This is a genomic window from Kordia algicida OT-1 (assembly GCF_000154725.1).
In the GTDB taxonomy this organism is placed as follows: domain Bacteria; phylum Bacteroidota; class Bacteroidia; order Flavobacteriales; family Flavobacteriaceae; genus Kordia; species Kordia algicida.
Map to the genome: position 1 here is coordinate 3070386 of NZ_DS544873.1, position 24522 is coordinate 3094907.

Annotated in this window: 20 protein-coding genes and 2 tRNA genes; all 22 read left to right on the plus strand. The window is 35.1% G+C overall.

Going from position 1 to position 24522, the window contains the following annotated elements; translation table 11 throughout:
* The first annotated feature begins 42 nt into the window (after window positions 1-42).
* Complete coding sequence (locus KAOT1_RS13115; protein WP_007095303.1) at window positions 43-1050, plus strand: RNA ligase, Rnl2 family; 1008 nt, start codon at window positions 43-45, stop codon at window positions 1048-1050.
* Between the two features lie 152 nt (window positions 1051-1202).
* Entirely contained in the window at window positions 1203-1937 is a 735-nt protein-coding gene (locus KAOT1_RS13120) for a hypothetical protein (RefSeq protein WP_007095304.1), read from the plus strand.
* A gap of 199 nt (window positions 1938-2136) precedes the next feature.
* A complete protein-coding gene (locus KAOT1_RS13125) occupies window positions 2137-2622 on the plus strand; it encodes a ribonuclease H-like YkuK family protein (RefSeq protein ID WP_007095305.1) in 486 nt (161 codons plus the stop codon).
* 669 nt (window positions 2623-3291) lie between these two features.
* Window positions 3292-3356: transfer RNA gene (locus KAOT1_RS22965), tRNA-OTHER, on the plus strand.
* 405 nt (window positions 3357-3761) lie between these two features.
* Complete coding sequence (locus KAOT1_RS13130) at window positions 3762-4862, plus strand: slipin family protein (RefSeq protein ID WP_040560069.1); 1101 nt, start codon at window positions 3762-3764, stop codon at window positions 4860-4862.
* 332 nt (window positions 4863-5194) lie between these two features.
* Window positions 5195-6724 carry a TROVE domain-containing protein gene (locus tag KAOT1_RS13135; protein WP_007095307.1) on the plus strand — a complete coding sequence of 510 codons (1530 nt, stop codon included), beginning with the start codon at window positions 5195-5197 and terminating at the stop codon, window positions 6722-6724.
* A 68-nt stretch (window positions 6725-6792) separates the two neighbouring features.
* A tRNA-Gly gene (locus KAOT1_RS22970) sits at window positions 6793-6864 on the plus strand.
* Between the two features lie 925 nt (window positions 6865-7789).
* Window positions 7790-8194, plus strand: coding sequence for a helix-turn-helix domain-containing protein (locus KAOT1_RS13140; protein ID WP_007095308.1), 405 nt, complete (start codon window positions 7790-7792; stop codon window positions 8192-8194).
* Between the two features lie 346 nt (window positions 8195-8540).
* Window positions 8541-10073, plus strand: coding sequence for a S53 family peptidase (locus KAOT1_RS13145; protein ID WP_007095309.1), 1533 nt, complete (start codon window positions 8541-8543; stop codon window positions 10071-10073).
* 35 nt (window positions 10074-10108) lie between these two features.
* Entirely contained in the window at window positions 10109-10525 is a 417-nt protein-coding gene (locus tag KAOT1_RS13150) for a hypothetical protein (RefSeq protein WP_007095310.1), read from the plus strand.
* 90 nt (window positions 10526-10615) lie between these two features.
* Window positions 10616-11605 carry a hypothetical protein gene (locus KAOT1_RS13155; RefSeq protein WP_007095311.1) on the plus strand — a complete coding sequence of 330 codons (990 nt, stop codon included), beginning with the start codon at window positions 10616-10618 and terminating at the stop codon, window positions 11603-11605.
* Window positions 11606-11697: 92 nt separating this feature from the next.
* A complete protein-coding gene (locus tag KAOT1_RS13160; RefSeq protein ID WP_007095312.1) occupies window positions 11698-12777 on the plus strand; it encodes a phosphotransferase family protein in 1080 nt (359 codons plus the stop codon).
* Window positions 12778-12781: 4 nt separating this feature from the next.
* Complete coding sequence (locus KAOT1_RS22030) at window positions 12782-13837, plus strand: T3SS effector HopA1 family protein (protein WP_007095313.1); 1056 nt, start codon at window positions 12782-12784, stop codon at window positions 13835-13837.
* Window positions 13830-15092, plus strand: coding sequence for a lanthionine synthetase LanC family protein (locus tag KAOT1_RS13170; protein WP_007095314.1), 1263 nt, complete (start codon window positions 13830-13832; stop codon window positions 15090-15092). Before KAOT1_RS22030 ends, KAOT1_RS13170 begins: the two co-directional genes overlap by 8 nt.
* A 517-nt stretch (window positions 15093-15609) precedes the next feature.
* On the plus strand, window positions 15610-15945 hold the full coding sequence (locus tag KAOT1_RS13175) for an arsenosugar biosynthesis-associated peroxidase-like protein (RefSeq protein WP_007095315.1): 336 nt from the start codon (window positions 15610-15612) through the stop codon (window positions 15943-15945).
* Between the two features lie 202 nt (window positions 15946-16147).
* Window positions 16148-17203, plus strand: a complete 1056-nt coding sequence (gene arsS, locus KAOT1_RS13180; RefSeq protein WP_007095316.1) for an arsenosugar biosynthesis radical SAM (seleno)protein ArsS — start codon at window positions 16148-16150, stop codon at window positions 17201-17203.
* 134 nt (window positions 17204-17337) lie between these two features.
* Entirely contained in the window at window positions 17338-17859 is a 522-nt protein-coding gene (locus tag KAOT1_RS13185) for a rhodanese-like domain-containing protein (RefSeq protein ID WP_007095317.1), read from the plus strand.
* Between the two features lie 3 nt (window positions 17860-17862).
* A complete protein-coding gene (locus tag KAOT1_RS13190; protein WP_007095318.1) occupies window positions 17863-18471 on the plus strand; it encodes a TIGR04282 family arsenosugar biosynthesis glycosyltransferase in 609 nt (202 codons plus the stop codon).
* An 8-nt stretch (window positions 18472-18479) separates the two neighbouring features.
* Window positions 18480-19292, plus strand: coding sequence for a purine-nucleoside phosphorylase (locus KAOT1_RS13195; RefSeq protein ID WP_007095319.1), 813 nt, complete (start codon window positions 18480-18482; stop codon window positions 19290-19292).
* A 113-nt stretch (window positions 19293-19405) separates the two neighbouring features.
* Window positions 19406-19825 carry a DoxX family membrane protein gene (locus KAOT1_RS13200; RefSeq protein ID WP_007095320.1) on the plus strand — a complete coding sequence of 140 codons (420 nt, stop codon included), beginning with the start codon at window positions 19406-19408 and terminating at the stop codon, window positions 19823-19825.
* A gap of 82 nt (window positions 19826-19907) precedes the next feature.
* Window positions 19908-20876 (plus strand): arsenosugar biosynthesis arsenite methyltransferase ArsM, encoded by a 969-nt coding sequence (gene arsM / locus KAOT1_RS13205; RefSeq protein ID WP_007095321.1) that lies wholly within the window; start codon window positions 19908-19910, stop codon window positions 20874-20876.
* Between the two features lie 114 nt (window positions 20877-20990).
* Window positions 20991-24410: a hypothetical protein gene (locus KAOT1_RS13210; protein WP_040559543.1), complete on the plus strand. Its 3420-nt coding sequence runs from the start codon at window positions 20991-20993 to the stop codon at window positions 24408-24410.
* Window positions 24411-24522 lie beyond the last annotated feature (112 nt).

Consider the following 24522-nt stretch of genomic DNA (forward strand, 5'->3'; position numbering starts at 1 on the left):
TTCGAAAAGTCAAATTTTAGGAAAAGCTCAAAAAAAGAAATCATGTTTAAAAAATATAATAGTATCGAAAATACCTACCGTGAAAAGGCTACTGCACAAGTATACCTTCACGATTATGGAAATGAAAAATTTATTGTTCAGGAGAAAGTTCACGGAGCAAATTTTTCTTTCATTACTGATGGAACTCAAATTCAAGTTGCAAAACGTACAAGTTTGATTGCAGAAAATGAAAATTTCAACAATTATAAGTATGTGCTTCATAAATATGAAAAAGCAATCGTTGAATTGTTCAAGCTTGTAAAAAGTGATTTTCCTAAAACAGAAATGATGACTGTTTTTGGTGAAATTTTCGGAGGAAACTATCCGCATCCTACTGTAAATAAGTTTGATGGAATGGTTCGCATTCAAAAAGGTGTTTTTTACAGTCCTGAAAATGACTTTTATGCATTTGATATTTGTCTAGATCATAAACAATATCTAGATGTCACTATTGCAAATACATACTTTGAGAAAGTAGGAATGTTTTACGCAAAAACACTTTTTGAAGGAAGTTTTAGTGAATGTATGGCGTACCCAAATACATTTGAATCTAAAGTATATGAATGGCTAAATCTTCCAAAAATTGAAGATAATATTTGTGAAGGAACCATCATCAAGCCATTAATGAGTAAACATTTTGGAAATGGACAACGTGTTATTTTTAAAAATAAAAATGAAAAATGGTCTGAAAAATCACACATAAAACGTTCAAGAATTTCAAAACCAAGTGCGACAGAAGTGCTCTCAGATACTGAAAAAGAATTGATGAACACACTTCTAGGCTACGTAAACGAAAATCGCTTGATGAATGTACAAAGTAAACTTGGTGAATTTTCTCCAAAACAAACTGGGAAAACCATCGGATTGCTCGCCAAAGATGCTCTAGAAGATTTCGTAAAAGATCATGAAACTGATTGGGAAAATACGGAAAAGCAACATCAAAAAGTGATGACCAAAATACTAAACAAAGAAGCTGCTACTGTGGTTAAAGAAGTACTTCTTTTTAGGTAATGTAGATAGATTGCCTCTTGTACGTTGGAGACAAGAGGCTTTACAAGAGAATAGCTGTTTGAATTATTAAGGTTGAATCGTTTGTCATATGATATATAGTAAGTAAATTCATCCGTTGAGACAATTCCAAAGAGCATCAAAAAACTTAGAAAATGACCGTACAAATACAACACACCATACTTCCTGAAGAAAATAAAGGTTTTAGTATTAGAAGATATACTGGAGAAGCTCCTTTTGATATTTCTCAATATTATAAGAGACCATTTATAAGTTTTTCTGCCTGTTGGAGAGGTTTTGTCGCAATATTTAAGATACAAAACAATAAGTTGTTACTGAAAGATTTGAGAGTTTTTAAAGAAACAGAATCACCCAGAATTATCAATGGTGTTAAGCCAAAGTTTGTAGATTTTTTTGATTCAAAAATTCTATCATATGAAAATATAAACTTGGAATTAGACTATACAGGAAGAATGCAAATTACGAAAGGATATTTACAATTCGGGTTGCGTCCCAAGTTTAATATTGCATCAAACGAGAACATTACTGAGTTAGTATTTTCATCAGGAGTTTTGCAAAAACAAGAGGATTTAAGTGAGTTAATAGAACAGTTTAGAGAAGCTTTATACGATCATGCAAAAGAGGAATATAAAAAAGGAAACCTATTCAAAGGGATTGATATAGCATCACTCAATAGCAAAGAGCAAGAAGAACTTGAAACGTTAAATCAATCGTACGGGAAATCTATTTTAGAAGAAAAATTGATAGAATTACCTAGAAATATTATTTACCCGCTTTTTGAAAATTTCAAATTAACTGATGATGACTTTAAAAAAGAATTTAACCAACGATTCTATTTAAATTATGGATATTCTGCCTATGATTGGTAAAGAGTAATCAAAATATTCTTCACAGAGAAAAACAGCAAGAATTCATACTAAAAAATTATATAAAAACTTTTACTCTTTTCGAGTAATACAAAGAACCTTTTGCTCAAAAATTAATATCAGAAAACAATATTTTAAAAACATTTATTAGCACAAAATTAATACGTAGTTATATAAAATATTTGCTTCAAAAATAATACAGATGGAAATAGCAGTAAACAAATGGCGAAACTTTTCAGGGAAAGTGTTTAATGAACCCATCACTACTATTGTTGAAAATGCCATTATAAAAGAACAAAAAGCTGGTCACAGATTAAAAATCTATGTGGGTTCGGATTCACAGGCGTATAAAACACATGTCGCTTATGGTACTGTGATCGTAATTCTTAGAGAAGGAAAAGGTGGTTTTATGTTCATCAAGAACGAAAAAGGAACTACTAAAATAGGAATAAAAGAGCGTATGCTAAGAGAAGTAGCGCTATCTGTAGAAACCGCCTACCGCATTTGTGATCTATTGGAAAAGTATAAAATTGAATTGGAAGTCCATGCAGATATTAATACTGACGCAAGATTTGAATCGAATGTGGCACTCAAAGAAGCAATGGGATATATCCTAGGAATGGGCTTTGTATTCAAAGCAAAACCTTATGCCTTTGCTAGTTCTTCTTGTGCAGATAGTATTGTTTAAATAGGATCATATCACTTTTTCCTATTGAAAATTTCTTCTACGCAAAATAAATGCGCAGTACTACTAAATATTTGTGCCAGAAAGAAAAACAGTTGCTAATCAATATATACTGTTTGGTTAATCATCCTCGCTACACGTGGATTGTAGCGAGGTTTAATAAACCTCTTTAGCATAAAGGGAAGTGCTATGGTAGGACATTGCACTGCAATGAGCCAGATGGAGCGTTGGAAAACGTAACCATGGAGTGATTGGAAAATGTCGTTAGTGATACGCTCGCTAATGAATAGAGTTTGCAGAAGCACCGAAATACACAAGATGTAAAGTAGGGAAGCGCATTTACAGCCAATCTGTTCGTATACACGAAAGTATCGGTTCGAATCCGATAAGAGGTACAAGTCCACTATTTCAAGGTAAATCTTGAAAAGTAGTCAAAAGGAAATTATTAAAAAAAAATGACGCAAACGTCAGCGTTTTTTTTAAAATCTCGATTATCGAGTAAAAATATCAAGCGAGTCTTGTTGCGTGTTTCTGTATAGCACCATTGTATAAAACGTTGCACAATTTGTATCATGCTTTTATATGCAACTCGATTTGAAGGCTTTGGAATATTAGCCATATAATAATCCACCATAGGGAAACATGGGTCATGGGTTCGATTCCCATTCTCTGAAAAGAGATAGTTCAGTCAGGTTAGAACAATGTTTATTAAGTTGCCGGTTCGAGTCCGGTCTCTTGCCTGTCAGCGAGAGTAACTCAATTGGTAGAGTGCTACACAGTTAATGTAGATCCAAGTTCGATCACTTGTAAAAAAGATCCCAGCCTTAACAGCTGTTTTTAATGAAAACGACGACGTATCAATCTGCTGAAGTTTCAAACGAAACCAACAGCAATTTTGAAGTCACTTTGACATACTAAGTGCTTACTGATGGAAACTACAATTTCTTGACGATCAAATCAAACTAAAAATTCAATTATTCATTGTCTTTTGGTGCGATTCCATCCTCAAAAAAGAACTAGCGAAAATCTGTAAAATCTTTTATCTCCGTGAACGAGAAATGATTGATGCGCTTCGTTTTTACTCGAAAATCGAGATCAAAAAAAGTACAATCGCCAGTAATGGCATAATTAATAATAGAGACATGAAACGAGTACGAATTAACACCGGAAATGTAGGTTTGGTTTTTAAAAACGGAAACTACCAAAAAGTAATTACAGAAGGTACGTATTGGCTAAAATTTAGTCAGCATGTAACTGTGTACAATCTTACAGAGAAGTTTCATGCGCCAATAGCTAGTGAAATTTTATTGCAAGATGTCACCTTGGCAAACATGTTGGAAGTCATTGATGTAAGTGATACCGAAATTGTATTACGTCACGAAAAAGGAAACTTAATAGCGGTTTTGGAAGCTGGACAACACTTGTATTGGAAAGGTTTGGTTGAACGTACATTTACACGAATTGACCTCAGCAAAATTGAAATTACGGAAATCAAAGACAAAAACTTGCTAAAAGATTACAGATTGGTTCAATATGTAAGAACCTTTGAAGTATTTGAATATGAAAAAGCAATCTTACTGATTGATGACAAGTTTGAGAAAATTTTAAACTCAGGTGTGTATCAATTTTGGAAGAATGCGACAAGTATCAAAATTTTAAAAGTAGACATGCGCCAGTTGCAACTTGAAATTGCTGGTCAAGAATTATTGACAAAAGACAAAGCGGCAATTCGAATCAACTTTTACACACAATACAAAGTGATCGATATCAAAAAAGCAATCTTAGACAATAAAGACTTTGAAAAGCAACTATATATTGCAATGCAGTTGAAACTGAGAACTTTTGTTGGAAACTACACGTTGGATGAATTACTCGATCAAAAAGAAAACATTGCCAATGCTGTTTTTGAAAATGTAAAAGATGCAGCAGAAAACTTGGGAATTCAAGTATTATATTGCGGAATTCGCGATGTGATTTTAACAGGTGAAATGAAAGAAATCATGAATCAAGTTTTAATCGCACAGAAAAAAGCGCAAGCAAACATCATTACGCGTCGTGAAGAAACAGCTTCTACCAGAAGCTTACTAAACACCGCAAAGTTGATGGAAGAAAATGCAATGTTATATCAATTGAAAGAAATGGAATATGTTGAAAAAATTGCAGACAAAATCGGCGAAATTACTGTTGCTGGAAATGGCGGTGTCGTCAAGCAATTAAAAGATATATTTTCAGTCAATAAATAGATATTAAAAATACATAATCACTATGTTTTTATTTCTGTCCCGAGGTCGTTCTACCAAAACGATTTTGGGACTTTTTTGTGAAGTTCAGTTTCAAAAGAAATATTTAAATATGCCATTCTAAACTTGATTCGGAATCTCAATAAACCAACAGCAAACTTAATAAGAAACCGAATAAGTTCAGCTTGACGAAAATCTAATTTTATGACAGCTTTTTTTATTAAAAATCAACTTTTTTAAAAAGAAAATTTAACTACGCAGAATGAATGCGTAGTTATGTAAAATATTTGTACTGTCAAACAAGACAAGTAGTTATTAATTAAAAAAACAAGAAGATGAAATTTAATGTATTTACAAAAAAACGTACACAAGTCATTACAAATCATCAAGGTGAAAAAGCCTATAAAATGACTCCTGAAATGGAATTGTATAGTGCCGTAGTAACTACTAGCTTAGAAAAAACTACATACGAAAACACATCCGATCGTGTAAAACGAATCCAAAAATTGGTTCGAAATTGCGATCCTGTATTTGTAGCAAAGTTAGCCGTATACGCACGTACAAAAATGAACTTACGATCAATTCCTGTGGTATTAGCTGTAGAATTGGGTAAAATTCACAAAGGTGATAATTTGGTTAGCAAAACTATTTATAATATCGTACAACGTGCGGATGAAATCACAGAAGTCTTGGCATATTACCAAACAGCAAACAAACGAAATGGTGTTAAAAAATTAAATCGTTTATCGAAACAAGTTCAAAAAGGTATTGCGAAAGCATTTACAAAATTTGACGAATATCAATTTGCAAAATACAACCGTAAAGGTGATGTAACCTTAAAAGACGCATTGTTTTTAACACATCCAAAAGCAACAAGTGAAGATCAACAATATATATTCAACAAAATTGTGAACAATAATTTGGAAACTCCATACACTTGGGAAGTTGAATTATCGAAAGTTGGTCAGCAATATTTCGCTTCCGCAGAAGCAAAACGAGAAGCTGTCAAAGCCACTTGGGAAACTTTAATCTACAGTAAAAAGGTTGGTTATATGGCAATCATGCGAAACTTACGCAACATTTTACAAGCTGATGTTTCTCCAGATTGTATCAGTCAAGTAGCTAATTATTTAAGTAACGAACAAGCCGTTTTACGTTCGCGTCAATTGCCGTTCCGATTCTTGTCAGCCTATAATGAAATACAATTGATAAACTCGCCTTATACATCGTACATCTTGGAAGCATTGGAAGATGCTATTCAAATAAGTGCGCAAAATATTCAAGGTTTTGATATTCATACACGTGTATTGATGGCGTGTGATGTTTCTGGTTCAATGTTTAGTCCGGTTTCTAAAAAAAGCAAAATACAATGTTATGATATCGGTTTGGTATTGGCAATGTTATTACAAAACCGTTCCAACAATACGATAACAGGTATTTTTGGTGATCGTTGGATGCCATACAATTTACCGAAAAAAGGTATTTTACGTAATGTAACTGCCTTAAAGAAAATTGAAGGTAAAGTTGGTTACGCAACCAATGGTTATAAAGTAATCGAGTATTTGAATCAAAATAAGAAAGTGATGGATAAAGTCTTTTTCTTTACAGATTTGCAAATGTGGAATAGCAATTATCGCAACAACAATCATATCCAAAAGGAATGGTTAAAATACAAGCGAAACGTAGCGCCACATGCAAAATTGTACTTGTTTGATTTAATGGGTCATGGTCAAGCGCCATTGCGAATTGAACAAAACGACGTGCATTTAATTGCAGGTTGGAGTGATAAAGTTTTTGAAGTAATGCATGCTATTGAAAATGGTAACAAAGCATTATCAGAAATAAAAAAAATAAAATTTGAATAATTAATTTAGGTAGTGCGCAAAATTACTGCGCACTACTTTACAACATTTGTCCCATCAAATAAAAACAAGCAGATAAGGTGTTTTTGGTTGCATCGTAGACTTCCACTCTATTGGAGCGAGTTCGAATCTCGCTATCTGCTCAAAAGTTCATTGAAACAACAATAATTATAAGTGTCGTCAAGAAGAAATACTTCGATTCAAAGCGAACTGGTTGCAAGTGAAATTCTTGCGTTTTCGAGGAGAAAGTCGTTTAAATAGGACCCAGAAAGAACAAAATTCTTCTACTAAAATTACCTTATAAATTATACAAAAGGAAAATGCCGTCAGAATAGGAATACATCGATCCAAAAGAAAAAAGATCCTATTCGCTTCTTTGCTTTTCCTTTTTAAAAATAAAATGATAGTGTCGTATCAAAGTGTTACTTCGGCGATTTCACGCGGGTTTGAAAAAAACCTTTTTTAAAAAAAGCACTTTAACTCATTTACCTATCATTCATTAAAAAAATATTCATTGAAATCACAACATATAAGTGTCGTAAAAAAGGAATACTTCGTTTTAATCTCAGGATGCAAGTGCGAGTCTTGCCTTTCATAAAGAAAGTCGTTTAACTAGCTAAGACATGAGGAAAAGTCCCTTTTTGAATCGTAACCTTATACTTGGAAAATGCCGTCTATACAGGAATACATCGACTGTTAATCGCACTAAAATCCTGTAAAACTTATTGCTTTTCCTCTTTTTTAAAAATATAAATATTAGTGTCGTACTAAAGTGTTACTTCTGGTTAGATTAGGTTCGAATCCTAACCGTCTCAACCATTGAGATGCGTTTCACACTCTAGGCTTATTTACCTAATATTTTCAATATCAAACATAAAAACAAGTGCCGTAAAAAAGTGATACTTCGCACTCGAATGCCGTGGTCGTGGGTTCGAGTCCCACCTCTCCTACTAAATCGCACTTTAAAGGAGAGTAGCTCAGTGGTTAGAGCACGTAAACTAAACACTTTTTGAACAATTGCCTTGTTTTCTAATTTATATTATAATGTTACGCTTACTAAAAAAACTAATGAAACTCTTTAAAAAAGAGAAAGAAGAACCTAAAATAAAAACACTTGAAATCAGTGAAGATATCATCCTAAGTATTATGGACAAACTTTCTGAATTTGAGCGAAAGCAAGGTTTTTTAAAACAAGTAACATTGCATTCATTAGCAAAAAAACTAGGGACGAATCCTAAATATCTTTCTAAAATTATCAACATTCACTATGAGAAAAATTTTAGTTCGTATATCAATGACTTACGAATTCAATATCTTCTCAGAGAATTGAAACAAGACGATTCATTAAAAACACAAACGGTAAAAGCAATTGGAAAGAAAATAGGTTTTGGAAATACGGAATCATTCACAAAAACATTTAAAAAGCATACAGGAATCAATCCTTCACAATATTTAAACTCATTAAAAGAATAAAAAATACTCTTTATAATTTGTCAATTAATTTTCTTGAACTGACGAGTTCCTTCATCTTTACAATGCAGATGTTGGAACTTTTCTTTTTTTTAGATTGATGAAACACTGCAATTTCCCATCAATTTTTACGCACAAAAAAATAATTTACAAGCTACTTCTCCAACCAAGCAATCACAACGTAATATGCTGACGTTCAAAAGATAAAAACAACAAAAAATTATCATCACGTGTTTACAACTATTCAAAAAGTGATAATACTCAATCTTAAAACCAAGTAAAAATACGCTTCTATTTCATAGGTGTAATGTGCAACTTTGAGAACCTATAACCAACCTTATTATTTTTTATGGAAGCAACTCAGGAAAATAGTTCTCAAAAAGACGTATTGGAGATCAAAGTTTATGTACCCATCAATGAAGTTACAGAACGCCAACAAGACATGATTGATGATGCCATCAAAAAACATCCAAGAGATCGTAAATACCTTTCCAACACTACACATGCTGAAATATTTGCTCCAAGCAAACACGATGCAAATGATATTATTGAACATGCCGAAGCAAATCATTGGGAAGTAAATTTTGATGAAAAAGCACGAGAAATTACCATCAAAATAAACTCTGAAGACATTGCAAACGAAGAAAATCCCGTGACTATTGAAGCGCTAAAATTTCTGAGTACGCAAGGCGATTTACACTTAGACGTAAAAGACGATGAAGCAAAAGATAAGGCAACTGCAGAAGACATTACAGATCCGACTCAAAAAACAGGTTTTGTAAAAAGTAACAAAGAAACTAGAGTTGGACGCGGACATGCAATTCCAATTCAGGAATCAATACACGGTTACAGTGTGCTCGAAATCGCTGAAGCATATAACTTCCCTGATGGTGATGGAGAAGGACAAACCATTGGAATCATAGAACTTGGTGGAAAATTTGAACAAAGTGACTTAGATACCTTCTTTGCCAAATACAACATGGCAGTTCCAGAAATTCAAGTTATTGGCAAGCCTGCAACAACTCCAGTAAATGACAACGTAGAAGTAACTGCCGATATTCAAGTAGCTGGAATTCTAGCTCCAAAAGCAAAATTAGTGGTCTATTACGGAACTTCCATTCTAAATGCGATGAAAATGGCGTTGGCAGATACCGAAAATAAACTCACAGTTATTTCTATCAGTTGGGCAGGATCAGAATTAGGATATTCACAACAGGAAATTGTAGAACTAAACAATGTATTTCACGAAGCTTCTCTAAAAGGAATCACGGTTGTTGGTGCCTCTGGAGATAATGGCGCGCTCAACAACAAGCAATACGCAAATGTTAATGTTCCTGTAAACTCGCCATATGTATTGGCTTGCGGCGGAACGCAACTTACCATTTTTGATAATGACACTACTGTAGAAGTGGTATGGAACGAAAGCACACCACAATCGCAAATAGGAAGTGGCGGCGGATTCAGTCAACGCATCGCAGAACAACAATATCAAATAAAAGCTTCACAACAATATATTGAACGTTTTCCACAATTTGAACCATATCACAAAGCTGGTGGGAGAGGAATTCCAGACATCGCTGCCAATGCTGCAGATGCTTCAGGATATTCAATATACTTTGAAGGAAATTGGGTAAAAATTGGAGGAACAAGCTTGGCAACACCGCTTTGGGCAGCTTTAATTGCTCGTATGAATCAAAATCTAGGTTACCGATTAGGATTCATCAATCCGTACTTATATCAACTAGAAAACTCAGCTGCTTTTCACCAAATCTTGGAAGGAAACAACAACCTATACGTAGCTGCTTCAGGATGGAATCCGTGCACAGGTTTAGGAACACCTAACGGAAAAGAATTAATGCAAGCAATTGACAATATAGAATAGTCTCACTCATCATTAATCACAGTAAAACTAAAATTATGGCAAACAAATTGGCATTGGATGAACTTCCAAAACGTCTCATTGTAGATGGTAAAAAAATAGATGACGTAATGATGATATATGGTTTTGTTGCAGAAGGAACGCAAGATGATAACATTACTTTTTACTTAGATACATTACTAAAAACTTCGGTCATTATCAAAGATGAAGACATCATTCACGATGCAAATATTACCAAAACGCATAGTGCTATTGGCGGAACCATCATTTGGGTTAAAAATGCTTCCTCATACACACAAGGAAAAGCAACAACTTCTCAATCACAACAAGATGCGCAACAATTTTTCCAAGGAGATATCTATCAACAATACGCAAATACTGTTCAAGGAAATACCACTCAAAAACCGCAAGGTATGCACACGCCTGTTTGTGGATGTGGTAAATGCGGACAGTAAGAATAGTAGACCCAAAATTGATACAACACCATCAATTTCAAAATTGTAAGACTTTAAAAATCATATTATTAACCTTTAACTTTAATTATTATGTTTACATTTTTTCACGGATGTGGTATTCCTCCTGTGACATTAACTTGTCCACAAGGAGGTCACGCACAGGCACAAGCACAACTTGGACCCACTGGAACACGAGGTTGTACAGTTCCTCCAAATTGTTTAATTGGACCAACAGGAACGCAAGGTTGTACACAGCCAGGTCATTGCGTAGGACCAACAGGAACGTACGGATGCACCGTTGTAGGTCCAACGGGAACACAAGGTTGTACACAACCACAAACTATTTTACCTCCAACTCTTGCATGCATTACGGTTACTACAACTGTGGCGACAACTGGAGTACATGCGCAAGCACAAAATGTAGTGCCAAATACAATTGGATGTACGGCAATTACGCCTTGCCCAACAATACCATGTGCGCCAGCAGGAAATGCACATGCGCAAACTATTGGTATTACAGGATGGCATGGTTGCACCGTAGTAGGACCAACAGGTTATCAAGGTTGTCTACAACCAACCGGAACACCACCAGCAACTGTATGCCCAGGAGGAAACGCACAAGCGCAAACAATTGGTGTTACAGGATGGCAAGGTTGTACGGTTGTAGGTCCAACAGGTTACCAAGGATGTGGTCAAAATGATGCTGCACACGCACAGACATTAGGACCAACTGCCTATCCAGGTTGTCACCAACAAGAAACAATCGCAACTGTTTGTACACAAATAGGATGTGATGGCGGAGAAGCACAAGCACAAACACTTGGACACACAGCATATCAAGGATGCGGAGAGCACGGAACTGCAGCAACACTTTGCACTCAACCTAGTATGTGTGGCGGACCAACACATCTTTTAGGATGTACAGGTTACGAAGGTTGTCACCAACCACAAGGAACTGCAGCGACTGTTTGTACACAAGTAGGATGCGATGGTGGAAATGCACAAGCACAAATTCATAGTATTCCTGTAGCAAACTGTATTCCTACACGTAGCTGTACAGGAGCTTGGCCAGTATGTTAATCTTAGCTTATCTACTATAGATATAGCTATTTTTTAGTTTAGAGCTGCCTGTAATGCAGGCAGCTTCTAAAAAAACTCAAAAATTTACTTTTATGCGCTTAACAAAGAAAAATATTACTCATTACCTTCTAGACAAAGGTTTTTTAGAGCCAACGTCATTCATGTCGGGAGATTACATGCTTACCCAAATTCAAAGCAGAAATTCTATTTTTAAAATTCAACAGCAACAAGAAAAAGGATTGTTTGTTAAGCAACTCATCACACAAGATGCTACCAATAGTTACTTGATGCAGAAAGACGCTACAAGTCACTATTTAATTCATCAATCAGATTTATACAAAGAAACTGCAACACACATTCCTGATTATTACGGATACGATCCGTATCATAATATCTTAGTAACAGAATATTTTGCAAACACCAAAAATGTCCACGAAATAACTTATAAAAACAAAAAACTATCAAAATCACTTGCAGTTAAAATGGCGCATATTTTGGCTTCTTTTCATTTTGATATTACCGAAAACATCAAGGAAAACAGCTCTTTACAATTTTTCAGCAAACAAATTCCTTGGATTTTAAATACAGGACAATTATTAAACAGCAATCCAAAAGGAATTACCAACTCAGTCATTGCGGAAATTTACAAACATCAAGATTTAGTTAAAAAAATTGAAAAAGTAGCTTCACAATGGGAAACAACAAGCTTGATTCATGGAGATATTAAGTGGATGAATTTTATTGTAATGCCAAACAATGAAGACGTAAAATTAGTCGATTGGGAAATTGCCGATTTAGGCGATCCATTATGGGACGTTGCAGGTGTTTTTCAATCATATTTCAGTGCGTGGGTTTTAAGCTTCAACAGTCAAAATATTCAACAGCATCAACAAATGCAAGGAACAGAATTTCTAACGATAGAAGCTATTACGTCAGTCGTAAAAGTACTTTGGGACACATATGCTTCAACACAAAAATTCACAGCTTCTCAATCAAAAGAAAAACTTATAAAAACACTTTCATATATGTCTGTAAGAATGGTACAAACTGCCTTTGAAAACAATATGGCGCAAAAACAAATCAACTCCAATTCTGTACGCATATTACAATTTTGCAATCATATTCTAGGAAATGTAGAAGGAATCGCAAAACAATGGAATTTAATAGACTAAGAAGATGAAAGACAACATATACAAACAACAAATAATTCAAATTACGGACGCAATTGAGATCACTTCGCTTAGCACGTATAAAGTGAATGGAGAAGAAGAATATGTGCAAAACCAAATGCCTTATCAAACTTTTGCAGAAGATTTTAAATCGTTTGGAAGCAACACAACAGTCGATTCGCAACAACAACGCAACAATCTAATCAATGCGCTCACTAATACGATTTACGCTAAATTTTATTGTGGAATCAAAAATGGCGATCACACTTCAAAAATTCCACCAAAAGCAGAAAGAGAAGCGTTTATGGAACAACTTTCACAAGCAAATACTTCTGAGAACGGACTAGATTATCACTGGAATATTTACAATATAGATGCTTCTACAGGAAATGCTTTCATCCAAAAAAATGAAGAATTACGTTGGTTGCAACCTAACGGATATCAATTTGTAAATCCGCAACAAAAACAAGCTGCTATCAACACAAAAGTAAACCTAACACGCCAAAAAGAAAACAGAAACCTTCAGCCTGTATTCTATCATGTTTTCAGCAACGAGATGTTTCCGCAAGAAGCAGAAATTGGACGTTTTTACTGGAATGTTTCTCCAGAAGGCGCGCCAAAACTCATTAATTTACTCACAATTACACTGAACGAATACAAAATTCCGTTTCAATTCAAATGCTTAAATCATCCTGAATTATACGTTCGTTCTGATTCTGCAGTTTTATACGTTAGCAAAAAACACGTACAACTTGTTGCCATCATTTTAAATAATGTCATTCCAAATTTAGAACCGTATCTTGTAGATGAAATTCCGATGTTTACCAAACAACTTTTCAAAGGTGTTGGATACGCGGAAGATCCTGGGAAAGGGCAAAGTTTTGGAATGAGCAGATCAGCAACTATTGCAGAAGCATTAGTAGATGCATTTCAACAAGAAAAAAACAAAAAGCAAACACTCGACAATGTCATCAATTTCTTATCGAGAAAAGGAATGACACTCAACCGCTTGCACCTCAACAAACACACATCACTAACGCCAACGTTCCCAACTTATGAATAATATAGCAACCACTCAAAAAACAGACGTACACATGTATGTAAAAACAGCTCACAACATTGGTAAATACTTAGCAAAAGAAGCACTTTGGTATAAAGATATGTGTAACTGGACAGGTCATGAAGTGTCTGTTTTTGATGAAAAATACCAAACCGTTGTAAAAGCGTGCAGCATTGATTTGTACAGTGGACTTACGGGAATTGCCTTGTTCTTAACAGAATTATATACCAAAACTCAAGATCCGATCATTTTACATACGCTCAATGGTGCTCTAAACACTATTAATTTCAATCTTAAAAATGATAAACTAAATAATTTTGGATATTACTCTGGAAAAATTGGCGCTGGATATACCTTGTGGCGCATTGGAAAAAAACTAGCAAACGAAGAAATTGCCGCAACAGGATTGAGGTATGTGAAATCTGTAAAAGATGAAGAAATTGCCGATTATGAAGTGGATATCATTTCTGGCGCTGCTGGATCGATCTCAGTATTGCTAAAACTTTACTACGCAGAACAAGATGAAGAATACTTAGCAATTGCGGAGAAATGTGGTGAATTCCTCCTTAAAAAAGCCATGAAAAATGGAAACACGTATTCTTGGATGACAGTTGATGCTTCTAATGCTCTTACAGGCTACTCGCACGGAGCTTCAGGAATTGCTTCTGCCTTAATGGAAATGTATGCGACAACTAAAAAAGAGGAATATTGGCATGCAGCTATGGGCGGATACAACTATGAAAAACAATGGTATAACGAACAAGCACAAAACTGGCCAGATTTACGTCAGTACGAAGGTAAAAAACCGCTAAACTACGGAACCATGTGGTGTCACGGTGCGCCCGGAATTGCCATTGCACAACTAAAAGCGTATGAAATGACGAAGCATGATTATTTTTTGCATGAAGCGAAAGTTGCCTTAGAAACCACAAAACGAAGCGTCATTCAAGAAACGCAAATCAACTCAAAAGCAAACTTTTCACTCTGTCATGGTTTGGCAGGAAATGCAGACATTTTATTATATGCGAGTCAACTCCTAGAAAATCCTGAATATGTGCAAATTGCACGAAATGCAGCTAACTTAGGAATTTCACAATACGATGCTACAGGAGTTATTTTTCCAAGTGGAGTAAATGATCCTAGCGGATTGACTATTGGGCAACAAGAAAACCCTGGACTCATGCTAGGGATGTCGGGAACAGGAATGTTTTACTTGCGTTTGGCAGATATCATGATTCCTTCGGCGTTGGTTCCTTAGGAATTCGTATTCGAAAATGATACCAAGCTCAATTTCTAACCAAAAGAAATTGAGCTTTTCTTTTTTATTCCTACAAACAAAACTTCATAACAAGGGTTATTTTCCCTTTTATTAATATGGTATTTCCTAATGAATTCGTTTGCAAAAATAGGTATTTTTACAGCTATAAAATTCGAAAAGAAATGCGTGTAATCTTGAATAGAGGTTGTAGTCATTCATAGATAATTAGAGAGCTGCATTTCTTGAATTTAGAAAAATCCTGAGACTGACACTCAGGATTTTTACTTCAATAAAACTCACTTTTGAAAAGTTTGAAAAACACAGTCAAAAGTGTAAGTTGAATTGATCCCTTTGTAGAACGGGATCTCATACTTTAAGCATTTCATTTGCTACAATACTAAGTCGTTTTTATTTTTTCTTCAATTTATATGTAAAGTTTCTAAAAAAATATCGTCTCAATGTAGACTGTTTGATTTTGCGTATTTTAGCAAATCTCAAATAAAAACACGAACAAAACATGGATAAATCATATTACAACCCAAGAGACTTAAAAAAATTCGGATCTATCACAGAATGGAGTGAAGAACTTGGAAACAAATTTTTTGAATACTACGGAAAAGTCTTTGAAGAAGGCGCACTAACTCCTCGCGAAAAATCATTAATTGCTTTGGCTGTTGCGCATACCGAACAATGTCCATATTGTATTGATGCATATTCACAAGATGGTTTGCAACGCGGAATCACAAAAGAAGAAATGATGGAAGCCATTCATGTTGGTGCAGCTATAAAAAGTGGCGCAACGCTTGTTCATGGTGTACAAATGATGAACAAGGTTAATAAATTGGAAATGTGAGCAGGCTGTTAATTTTGCGCTGCAAAATCATACAGATCGCTCATCCGATGGAGATCGGGATCTCATCAATTGAAATCTAAAAGCAATTAGGTTTCGTATATATATGAAACAAATGGTGATAAATACAAATTAGTTCAACAGTAATTTTGAGGATTTTTTTTAGAATCTCAAAATTTAGCTTCACCAAAACAAAAACGAATCAATGGCGACAAAGTCCCTACAAAAAAGAGAAAGTGAATTAGCAAGTACACAACGACAAGTAGAAATTCTGTCTAACGGAATCTTTCAAAGTGGTGAATTACCAACGTTTGCAAACAAAATAAAAGAAACAAATCAGTTTCCCCTAAAACCTAAAAAAGTTGAAATTTTACAAATCAACGTTGGGTACATGTGTAATCAAGTATGTTCACATTGTCATGTAGATGCAGGTCCAGATCGAAAAGAAATCATGACACGCGAAACCATGCAACAATGTTTGGATGTTATTGAAAAAACAGGCGCACATACACTCGATTTAACAGGTGGCGCTCCAGAAATGAATCCGCACTTTCGTTGGTTTGTAGAAGAAGCTTCCAAAATTGGTGTAAAAGATTTCATTGTACGATCAAACTTAACGATCATTCGTGCTAACAAAAAATACTACGACTTACCTGAATTCTTTAAAAAACACAACGTACATGTTGTTTCCTCAATGCCACATTGGACGCGTGGAAAGACAGATAAACAACGTGGTGATGGAGTTTTTGACAAATCTATCAAAGCATTGCAAGAACTCAATGCGGTTGGGTACGGAATGCCAGATAGCGACTTACGATTAGACTTGGTGTACAATCCTTCTGGAGCATTTTTACCAGGCGATCAAGCAGCAATGGAAAAAGACTTCAAAAAAGCATTGTTGGAGGATTTCAACATTCAATTTCACAACTTATTTGCCATTACAAACTTGCCAATAAGTCGTTTCTTGGATTACTTAATTGCTTCCGAAAACTATGAAGATTATATGTATTCGTTGGTAGAAGCATTCAATCCTGGCGCCGTTGCCAATGTCATGTGTACCAATACCATTTCTGTTAGTTGGGATGGTTGGTTATATGATTGCGATTTCAATCAAATGCTCGATTTAAAAGTGGCAAGCAAAGTAAAACACATCTCAGAATACAACGAAGAACTATTAAACAACAGAAACATCATCATTTCACAACACTGTTACGGTTGCACGGCTGGCGCAGGAAGTAGTTGCCAAGGAACGGTTGCCTAGTTAAAAAATTCAAGATTCAAGGTTTAAAGTTCAAGGTTTGAGGTTATGTATGATTGCAAAGACGATCTTAAAAAGTAACGAATAATTATCAAAAAAAGATACTGATTTAAGCAAATATCAAATAAGAACTAAAAATGAAGTATATTTTTTACATAATAACTCTTTTCACTTTCGCTTTCGCGAACGGACAAACGGCACTCGACAGTCTGTTGCAAAAAGAAAACAAAGCTTCCATTCCTTACATTACAGTTTCAGAATTGACTCAAAAAGAAAATGTATTATTGCTAGATAGTCGCGAAAAAATAGAATACGAAACCAGTCATATTGAAAACGCCGTTTGTGTTGGTTATGACAAATTCAAACTGAAAAAACTCAAAAAAATTCTTCCAAAAGATAAAAATGAACCTATTGTTGTGTATTGTTCGTTGGGAATTCGCTCAGAAGATGTCGCTGAAAAACTCAAAAAAGCAGGTTACACCAATGTATACAATCTCTATGGTGGAATTTTTGAATGGAAAAACAACGACAATCCTGTAGTAGACAACAAAGGAAACGTTACCGAAAATGTGCACACCTTCAATGAAGATTGGAGCATTTGGCTCAAAAAAGGCGTGAAAATCTACCAAAAGGAAACATCTAAAAAAGACAAACAATAAAACATGCGCAACTCTGCAACGCTTCTCATGACGTTTACACGAAATCCTGAATTGGGTAAAGTAAAAACACGTTTGGCTAAAGGTATTGGCGAAAAAGCGGCTTTAGAAGTATACATTAAGCTTTTAGAACACACAGAAAACGTGCTTCAAAAAATAAATACCGACAAATGTATATGGTATTCGGTTTCTGTTCGACAGAACGACATATGGCCCGATGATTCCTATCAGAAGAAGGCTCAATTCGGAAACGATCTAGGAGAGCGAATGCAACATGCGTTTGAAGATGCCTTTCAACATAACTACGAAAAAGTAATTATTATTGGAAGCGATTTATACGATTTGCAACCCAAACATATTGAAGAAGCAATTGCGGCTTTAGACACAAATGACATCGTAATTGGTCCGGCGCAAGATGGCGGATACTATCTTTTAGGAATGAAAAAGCTACACAAAAAAGCTTTTTTACAAAAAAAATGGGGAACTGAAACGGTATTAGCAGACACCTTGAAAGATTTGGACAATCAAAACATTCATCTATTAGAAACGTTGAACGATATAGATTATGTAGAAGATTTACTACCTTACGAAATATTTAAAAAATACAGATCATAATTACATTTATGCAAAAACACATTACAGAAACAACCGAATATTTAATAAGCAAAGGATTTGACAAACCAGAAATTGGAATCGTTCTCGGAACTGGTTTAGGAAAACTTATTGATGACATAGAAATCACCGCAGAAGCACACTATAACAACATTCCGTACTTTCCATTGGCAACGGTAGAATTCCACACAGGAAAACTCATTTTTGGAACCTTAGCAGGAAAAAAAGTAGTTGTCATGCAAGGTCGTTTTCATCTATATGAAGGCTACGATTTTGTGGATATTACCTATCCAATTCGTATCATGCACCAACTAGGAATTCAAAAACTATTGGTGTCAAATGCTGCTGGAGCCATCAATCTCGATTATAAAAAAGGCGACATTATGATTATTGACGATCACATCAATTTACAAGGTGGTTCGCCATTAGCGTTCAAAGGTGTAAGTCAATTTGGAGAACGTTTTGCTGACATGAGTGCGCCGTATGACGCAAACATGATTGCAACGATTGAAAAAATTGCCGCAGATCACAATATTGACATTCAAAAAGGTGTCTATGCAAGTGTTGTTGGTCCGCAACTAGAAACACGTGCCGAATACCGAATGCTCAAAATAATTGGTGCCGATGCCGTCGGAATGAGTACTGTTCCTGAAGTCATTGTTGCAAATCATTTAAGCTTACCATGCTTGGCAGTTTCTGTCCTTACGGATGAATGCGATCCTGATAACTTAGCGCCAGTAGACATTGAAGACATCATTGCCGTAGCAGGAAAAGCGGAGCCAAAAATGATTACATTGTTTAGTGAATTGATTAAAACGTTGTAAATAGTTGTGAGGTTTTAGTATTGAGAAGTGAGATTTTAGTATTGATAATTGAGAAGTAAAAAAAGTGTGGTCTGAGGCTCTCGTAGACCAAATCCACAAAAAATAAAAAACACATGAACCAAAAAATCGCATTACTCACCGCCAGACTATTACTAGGTTTTATCTTTTTCTTTCAAGGATTTGGTAAAATCTTCAAATTTGGTGTAGACAATGTATATCAAAACCTTTTTGCGATAACTTACAAAGGTGTTTTACCCGATTTTCTATTGCTTGCAACTGCATATTACACATCATATGTAGAGTTCTTGGGCGGTTTGTTGTTAATAATTGGACTAAAACGCGACTACACATTGTATGCTTTGGCATCTGTGTTAATAATTGTGACTTTTGGGCATGGTTTGGTAGAACCTATTTGGGATTTATCACATGTAATGTACAGAGCCATTTTATTGCTAACATTACTCCTATTACCAAAGGAATGGGATCATTATAGAGTAGATACATTATTGAAGAACAAACACAATGTATCATAAAAAACGAAATACAAGAAGCGAGTTGTAAGTTGAAAACAGCGAAACACGAACAACGAACAACAAAAAACGAATAACAAAACATATGAGTTACTTAGAAACTACACACGACGTATATAAAGAAGCAGCGTTAACACCAGATGTTGGACTGTGTTGCACCACAAATCCTATTTGGGAATTACCAGGTTTAAAAATTCCTAAAATCATGCAAGAAATGAACTATGGATGCGGAAGCACAGTTCATGCACGCGATTTAACCAACAATCCAACCATGTTATATGTTGGCGTTGGTGGCGGAATGGAATTATTGCAATTTGCATACTTCAATCGTCAAAAAGGTGGCGTGATTGGTCTAGACGTTGTAGATGAAATGTTAGAAGCATCTCGCAAAAACTTTGAAGAAGCCGAAGCACAAAACGACTGGTTTAAAAGCGAATTTGTCGACTTGCGAAAAGGCGATGCGTTAAACTTGCCCGTAGACGATAACTCTATTGATGTAGCAGCACAAAACTGCTTATTCAATATCTTTAAAACAGACGATTTAAAAAAGGCTATTGCCGAAATGTATCGTGTATTAAAGCCGCATGGAAAACTCGTTATGAGCGATCCGACGTGCGAACAACCAATGAACGAAACACTTCGTAACGATGAACGCTTACGTGCTTTGTGTTTAAGCGGAAGCTTGCCAATTGCGGAATACGTAAAAATGTTGACAGATGCAGGATTTGGAACGATTGAAATTCGTGCGAGAAAGCCATACAGAATCTTAGATCCTAAAAATTATCCAACAGAAGAATTAATCTACATAGAATCCATTGAAGTAGCCGCAATCAAAGATCCGATGCCAGCCGACGGACCGTGTATTTTCACTGGAAAAGCAGCAATTTACTTTGGTACAGAAGATTATTTCGATGATGAAAAAGGACACATTCTCTTAAAAAATCAGCCAATTGCCATCTGTGACAAAACAGCGCAAGCGTTAGCCGATTTAGGCAGAGACGACATTTTTATTTCAGATTCAACATATCATTACGATGGCGGCGGTTGTTGCTAGATAATTTTCAATTTCAATCGTCACATTTGTCATGAGAAAAGAGTCGTTTCGGCTAAAAAGCTTCTTTTCCTGCTAAAATTAAAATATTTTTGATCGGAATTAGTTTAGTTGTAGATGAAGTCACTCTTTCTATTTTTTTGTATCGGATTGTTTTTCACTGTAAATCTTCAGGGGCAAACAAAAAATCGTCGTACAAAAAAAGTGGCAGTGAAAGATTCTATCGTATTAGATTCGGTCAGCATCAATCCGTTTAAGTTTAAAGTAACAGACAAAAAAAATAAACTGATTGATTCAACCGCGTATCGAATTGATTTTACAAAAGCGATTTTATATGTAGATCGCTCCAAAATCACAACCGATTCCATTCGCATCAGCTATACGAAATATCCAAAATTTTTAACGAAGAAATATAGTGGCTTTAATAAAAATGTCATTGTTCAAAATCCGATTGATATTGACAAGATCATTTCGCTTTCGTCCAACAAAGAACCTGCCAACACACGGCTTTTTGATGGTTTAAATACTTCGGGAAGCATTTCGCGTGGTGTCACTGTGGGAAATAATCAAAACACGGTTTTAAATTCGGAACTCGATTTACAAATCTCTGGAAAAATCTCGGAGAATATTACCTTACGCGCTTCCATTCAGGATGCAAATATTCCAATTCAAGAAAGTGGTTATTCGCAACGTTTAGACGAGTTTGACCAAGTATTTATTGAACTCGAAAGTAGAAACTGGAAAATACGTGCAGGAGACGTAAATCTGGAAAATACAACAACCGATTTCATGCGTTTTCAGAAAAAAGTACAAGGTGTTGGCGTCACTGCGACTTTGCCTGGCGAAAACGGAAACACAACACTTTTTGCTTCTGGAGCTTTGGTGCGCGGTCGGTATACGCAAAGTAGGTTTCAAGGACAAGAAGGAAATCAGGGTCCGTATAAACTCACAGGACCAAATGAAGAATTATTCATCTTGATTATCTCTGGAAGTGAAACCGTATATGTAAACGGTTTGCCTGTTGAACGTGGAGAAAACAACGATTATATCATTGATTACAACGCCGGAGAAATTACGTTTACTTCAAAATATCCGATTACTTCTGAGATGCGAATTACAGTTGAATATCAATTTACCGACAATAATTATACGCGTTTTGTAGCGTACGGCGGCGCACAATATGAACATGAAAAGTTTAAAATTGCAGGTTATATTTATTCTGAAAATGATTCAAAAAATCAGCCAATTCAGCAAAATTTATCCGAAGAACAAGTCGAAATTTTACGTGAAGCTGGAGACGACCGACAATTGATGACAGCGCCTTCTGCGGTAGAGCAAGCGTTTTCTGAAAACCGAATTTTATACAAAAAAGAAATTATTAACGGTGTGGAAGCGTTTGTATTTTCTAACGATCCTGAAGATACATTATTTGATGTTCGTTTTAGTTTAGTGGGCGAAAATCAAGGGAATTATGTATTGTCAAACACTGCTTCTAACGGACGTATTTACGAATATGTTTCGCCAATTGCGGGCATTCCGCAAGGAAATTTTGAACCAATAATTCAGTTAGTTTCTCCCACAAAAACACAAGTTGCAGTTGTAAACGGAGCATATACGCCAAGCGAAAAAACCAACGTACAATTTGAAGTTGGTTTTAGCAATAATGATGAGAATTTATTTTCGTCTTTGGATGATGATGACAATCAAGGATTGGCAGCAAAAGTAAGCGTACAACAACAATTAGTAGATAAAAAGTGGAAGGTAAAAAGTTTTGCAAATTTTAATCATATCGATGAAAAATTTCAAACAATTGAACGTTTGTATTCTATTGAATTTAGTCGTGATTGGAATTTAGAAAACACCTTCAACGCTGGAAATCAGCAGTTTTTGGCAACAGGTTTACATTTTTCGAATGAAAAAAATGGAACTGCGCAATATAGTTTTGAATATTTAGATTTTAAAAACAATGCGACTGGAAATCGGCATATTGTTCGTTCCGATTTGAAATTTGGGAAACTCACTTTGCAAGCTAACGGAAGTTTGCTAACCAACGAAACCGTAAGTACAACCTCAGATTTTTTACGTTTCTACACACGCTCAGCCTATAGTTTTGCTAAAAGTTGGATTGGCGCGCAAGTAAGTTTGGAAAGCAACGAGCAGAAAGAAATTGCTACGGAAGCATTTACGCCGTTAAGTCAGCGTTTTAAAGCCTATACAGGATTTGTTGGAGTTGGTGATAGTTTAAAAATTCATGCAGAAATTGGTTATACGTATCGTGTGAATGATAGTTTACGTAATGGAAATTTACAACGCGTAAACACGTCAAACACGTATTTTCTAAAGTCACGATTGATTCAGAATGAAAACACGCAATTGTCGTTATTTGTCAATTACAGAACACTCAATCAAGAAGATGAAAGCTTGGAAGACGAAAAATCTTTAAATTCCCGCTTGGTGTATCAACAGCGACTGTTTGATAAAATTGCCACGTTAAATACGGTGTACGAAACCAATTCTGGAACCTTACCACAACAAGAATTTACGTATGTGCAAGTTGATCCTGGACAAGGTGTGTACACGTGGAATGATTATAATGAAAACGGCATTCAAGAATTAAACGAGTTTGAATTAGCACAATTTCCTGACGAAGCTATTTATGTGCGGGTTTTGTTACCGAATCAAATTTTTATAAAAACACATCAAAATAAATTCAGTCAAGTGGTGACTCTAAATCCTGCCAAATGGAATAAAAGTAATGCTTCTGGTGTAAAGAAATTTTTATCGCATTTTTACAATCAAAGTTCATTTTTGATAGATAGAAAGATTCGTAGAGAGAATGACAATTTTAACTTTAATCCTTTTGATGATGACGAAAGCGCAAATGTTTTAGGGCTGAATCAAACCTTACGAAATGCACTTTTTTTTAATCGCGGAAAGCAGAAATATACCACTTCCTACACGTATTTGAATGCCAAATCGAAAAATTTACTTTCTGTCGGTTCTCAAGAAAATATCAATACCTCACATCAACTTCAATTTACACATAAAATTGGCAAATTCTGGCTTACCGATTTGATTAGCAGTACAGGAAAAACGGAAAGTATTTCAGAAAATTTCCTCAATAAAAACTTTGAGATTAATCTTTTTAAAGTAGAACCAACGCTTTCCTATTTGTTCAGCAGAAACAGTCGTTTTAGTGTTTTTTATAAGTTTGAAAACAAAGAAAATTTGGTAGGCGATGCTGAAACGTTAACGCAACAGAAAATTGGGTTGTCTTTCGCATATAGCAATCAGCAAAAAGTGGCGCTTAATGGTGAATTTAATTATTTTAAAAATGATTTTTCTGGAAATGCCTTTTCGCCTGTTGGTTATCAAATGCTGGAAGGTTTACAACCTGGCACAAATTTTACTTGGAACGTGTTAATTCAGAAAAAATTGACCAAGTTTTTAGATTTAAATCTTTCTTATTTTGGTAGAAAAAGTGAAACTTCTAGAACTATTCACACCGGAAATGTACAGCTAAAAGCATTTTTCTAGCTAAAATCTTCATGCAAAATTGCATTCCAAAAAAATATTTCAAGTTTTTTTCGCTCTAATTCTAATTTTTTTATCTCTAATTCAGCATGATAAACACTGATATTTTAAGATT

Bases quoted from the DNA above. Each gene is read 5' to 3' on its own strand.
- KAOT1_RS13120 (WP_007095304.1), top strand. From the start codon at position 1,203: ATGACCGTACAAATACAACACACCATACTTCCTGAAGAAAATAAAGGT.
- arsS (WP_007095316.1), top strand. From the start codon at position 16,148: ATGGCGACAAAGTCCCTACAAAAAAGAGAAAGTGAATTAGCAAGTACA.
- KAOT1_RS13160 (WP_007095312.1), top strand. From the start codon at position 11,698: ATGCGCTTAACAAAGAAAAATATTACTCATTACCTTCTAGACAAAGGT.
- KAOT1_RS22030 (WP_007095313.1), top strand. From the start codon at position 12,782: ATGAAAGACAACATATACAAACAACAAATAATTCAAATTACGGACGCA.
- KAOT1_RS13200 (WP_007095320.1), top strand. From the start codon at position 19,406: ATGAACCAAAAAATCGCATTACTCACCGCCAGACTATTACTAGGTTTT.
- KAOT1_RS13170 (WP_007095314.1), top strand. From the start codon at position 13,830: ATGAATAATATAGCAACCACTCAAAAAACAGACGTACACATGTATGTA.
- KAOT1_RS13135 (WP_007095307.1), top strand. From the start codon at position 5,195: ATGAAATTTAATGTATTTACAAAAAAACGTACACAAGTCATTACAAAT.
- KAOT1_RS13185 (WP_007095317.1), top strand. From the start codon at position 17,338: ATGAAGTATATTTTTTACATAATAACTCTTTTCACTTTCGCTTTCGCG.
- KAOT1_RS13150 (WP_007095310.1), top strand. From the start codon at position 10,109: ATGGCAAACAAATTGGCATTGGATGAACTTCCAAAACGTCTCATTGTA.
- KAOT1_RS13195 (WP_007095319.1), top strand. From the start codon at position 18,480: ATGCAAAAACACATTACAGAAACAACCGAATATTTAATAAGCAAAGGA.
- KAOT1_RS13125 (WP_007095305.1), top strand. From the start codon at position 2,137: ATGGAAATAGCAGTAAACAAATGGCGAAACTTTTCAGGGAAAGTGTTT.
- KAOT1_RS13140 (WP_007095308.1), top strand. From the start codon at position 7,790: ATGAAACTCTTTAAAAAAGAGAAAGAAGAACCTAAAATAAAAACACTT.
- KAOT1_RS13155 (WP_007095311.1), top strand. From the start codon at position 10,616: ATGTTTACATTTTTTCACGGATGTGGTATTCCTCCTGTGACATTAACT.
- KAOT1_RS13130 (WP_040560069.1), top strand. From the start codon at position 3,762: ATGAAACGAGTACGAATTAACACCGGAAATGTAGGTTTGGTTTTTAAA.
- KAOT1_RS13210 (WP_040559543.1), top strand. From the start codon at position 20,991: ATGAAGTCACTCTTTCTATTTTTTTGTATCGGATTGTTTTTCACTGTA.
- KAOT1_RS13175 (WP_007095315.1), top strand. From the start codon at position 15,610: ATGGATAAATCATATTACAACCCAAGAGACTTAAAAAAATTCGGATCT.
- KAOT1_RS13145 (WP_007095309.1), top strand. From the start codon at position 8,541: ATGGAAGCAACTCAGGAAAATAGTTCTCAAAAAGACGTATTGGAGATC.
- arsM (WP_007095321.1), top strand. From the start codon at position 19,908: ATGAGTTACTTAGAAACTACACACGACGTATATAAAGAAGCAGCGTTA.
- KAOT1_RS13190 (WP_007095318.1), top strand. From the start codon at position 17,863: ATGCGCAACTCTGCAACGCTTCTCATGACGTTTACACGAAATCCTGAA.
- KAOT1_RS13115 (WP_007095303.1), top strand. From the start codon at position 43: ATGTTTAAAAAATATAATAGTATCGAAAATACCTACCGTGAAAAGGCT.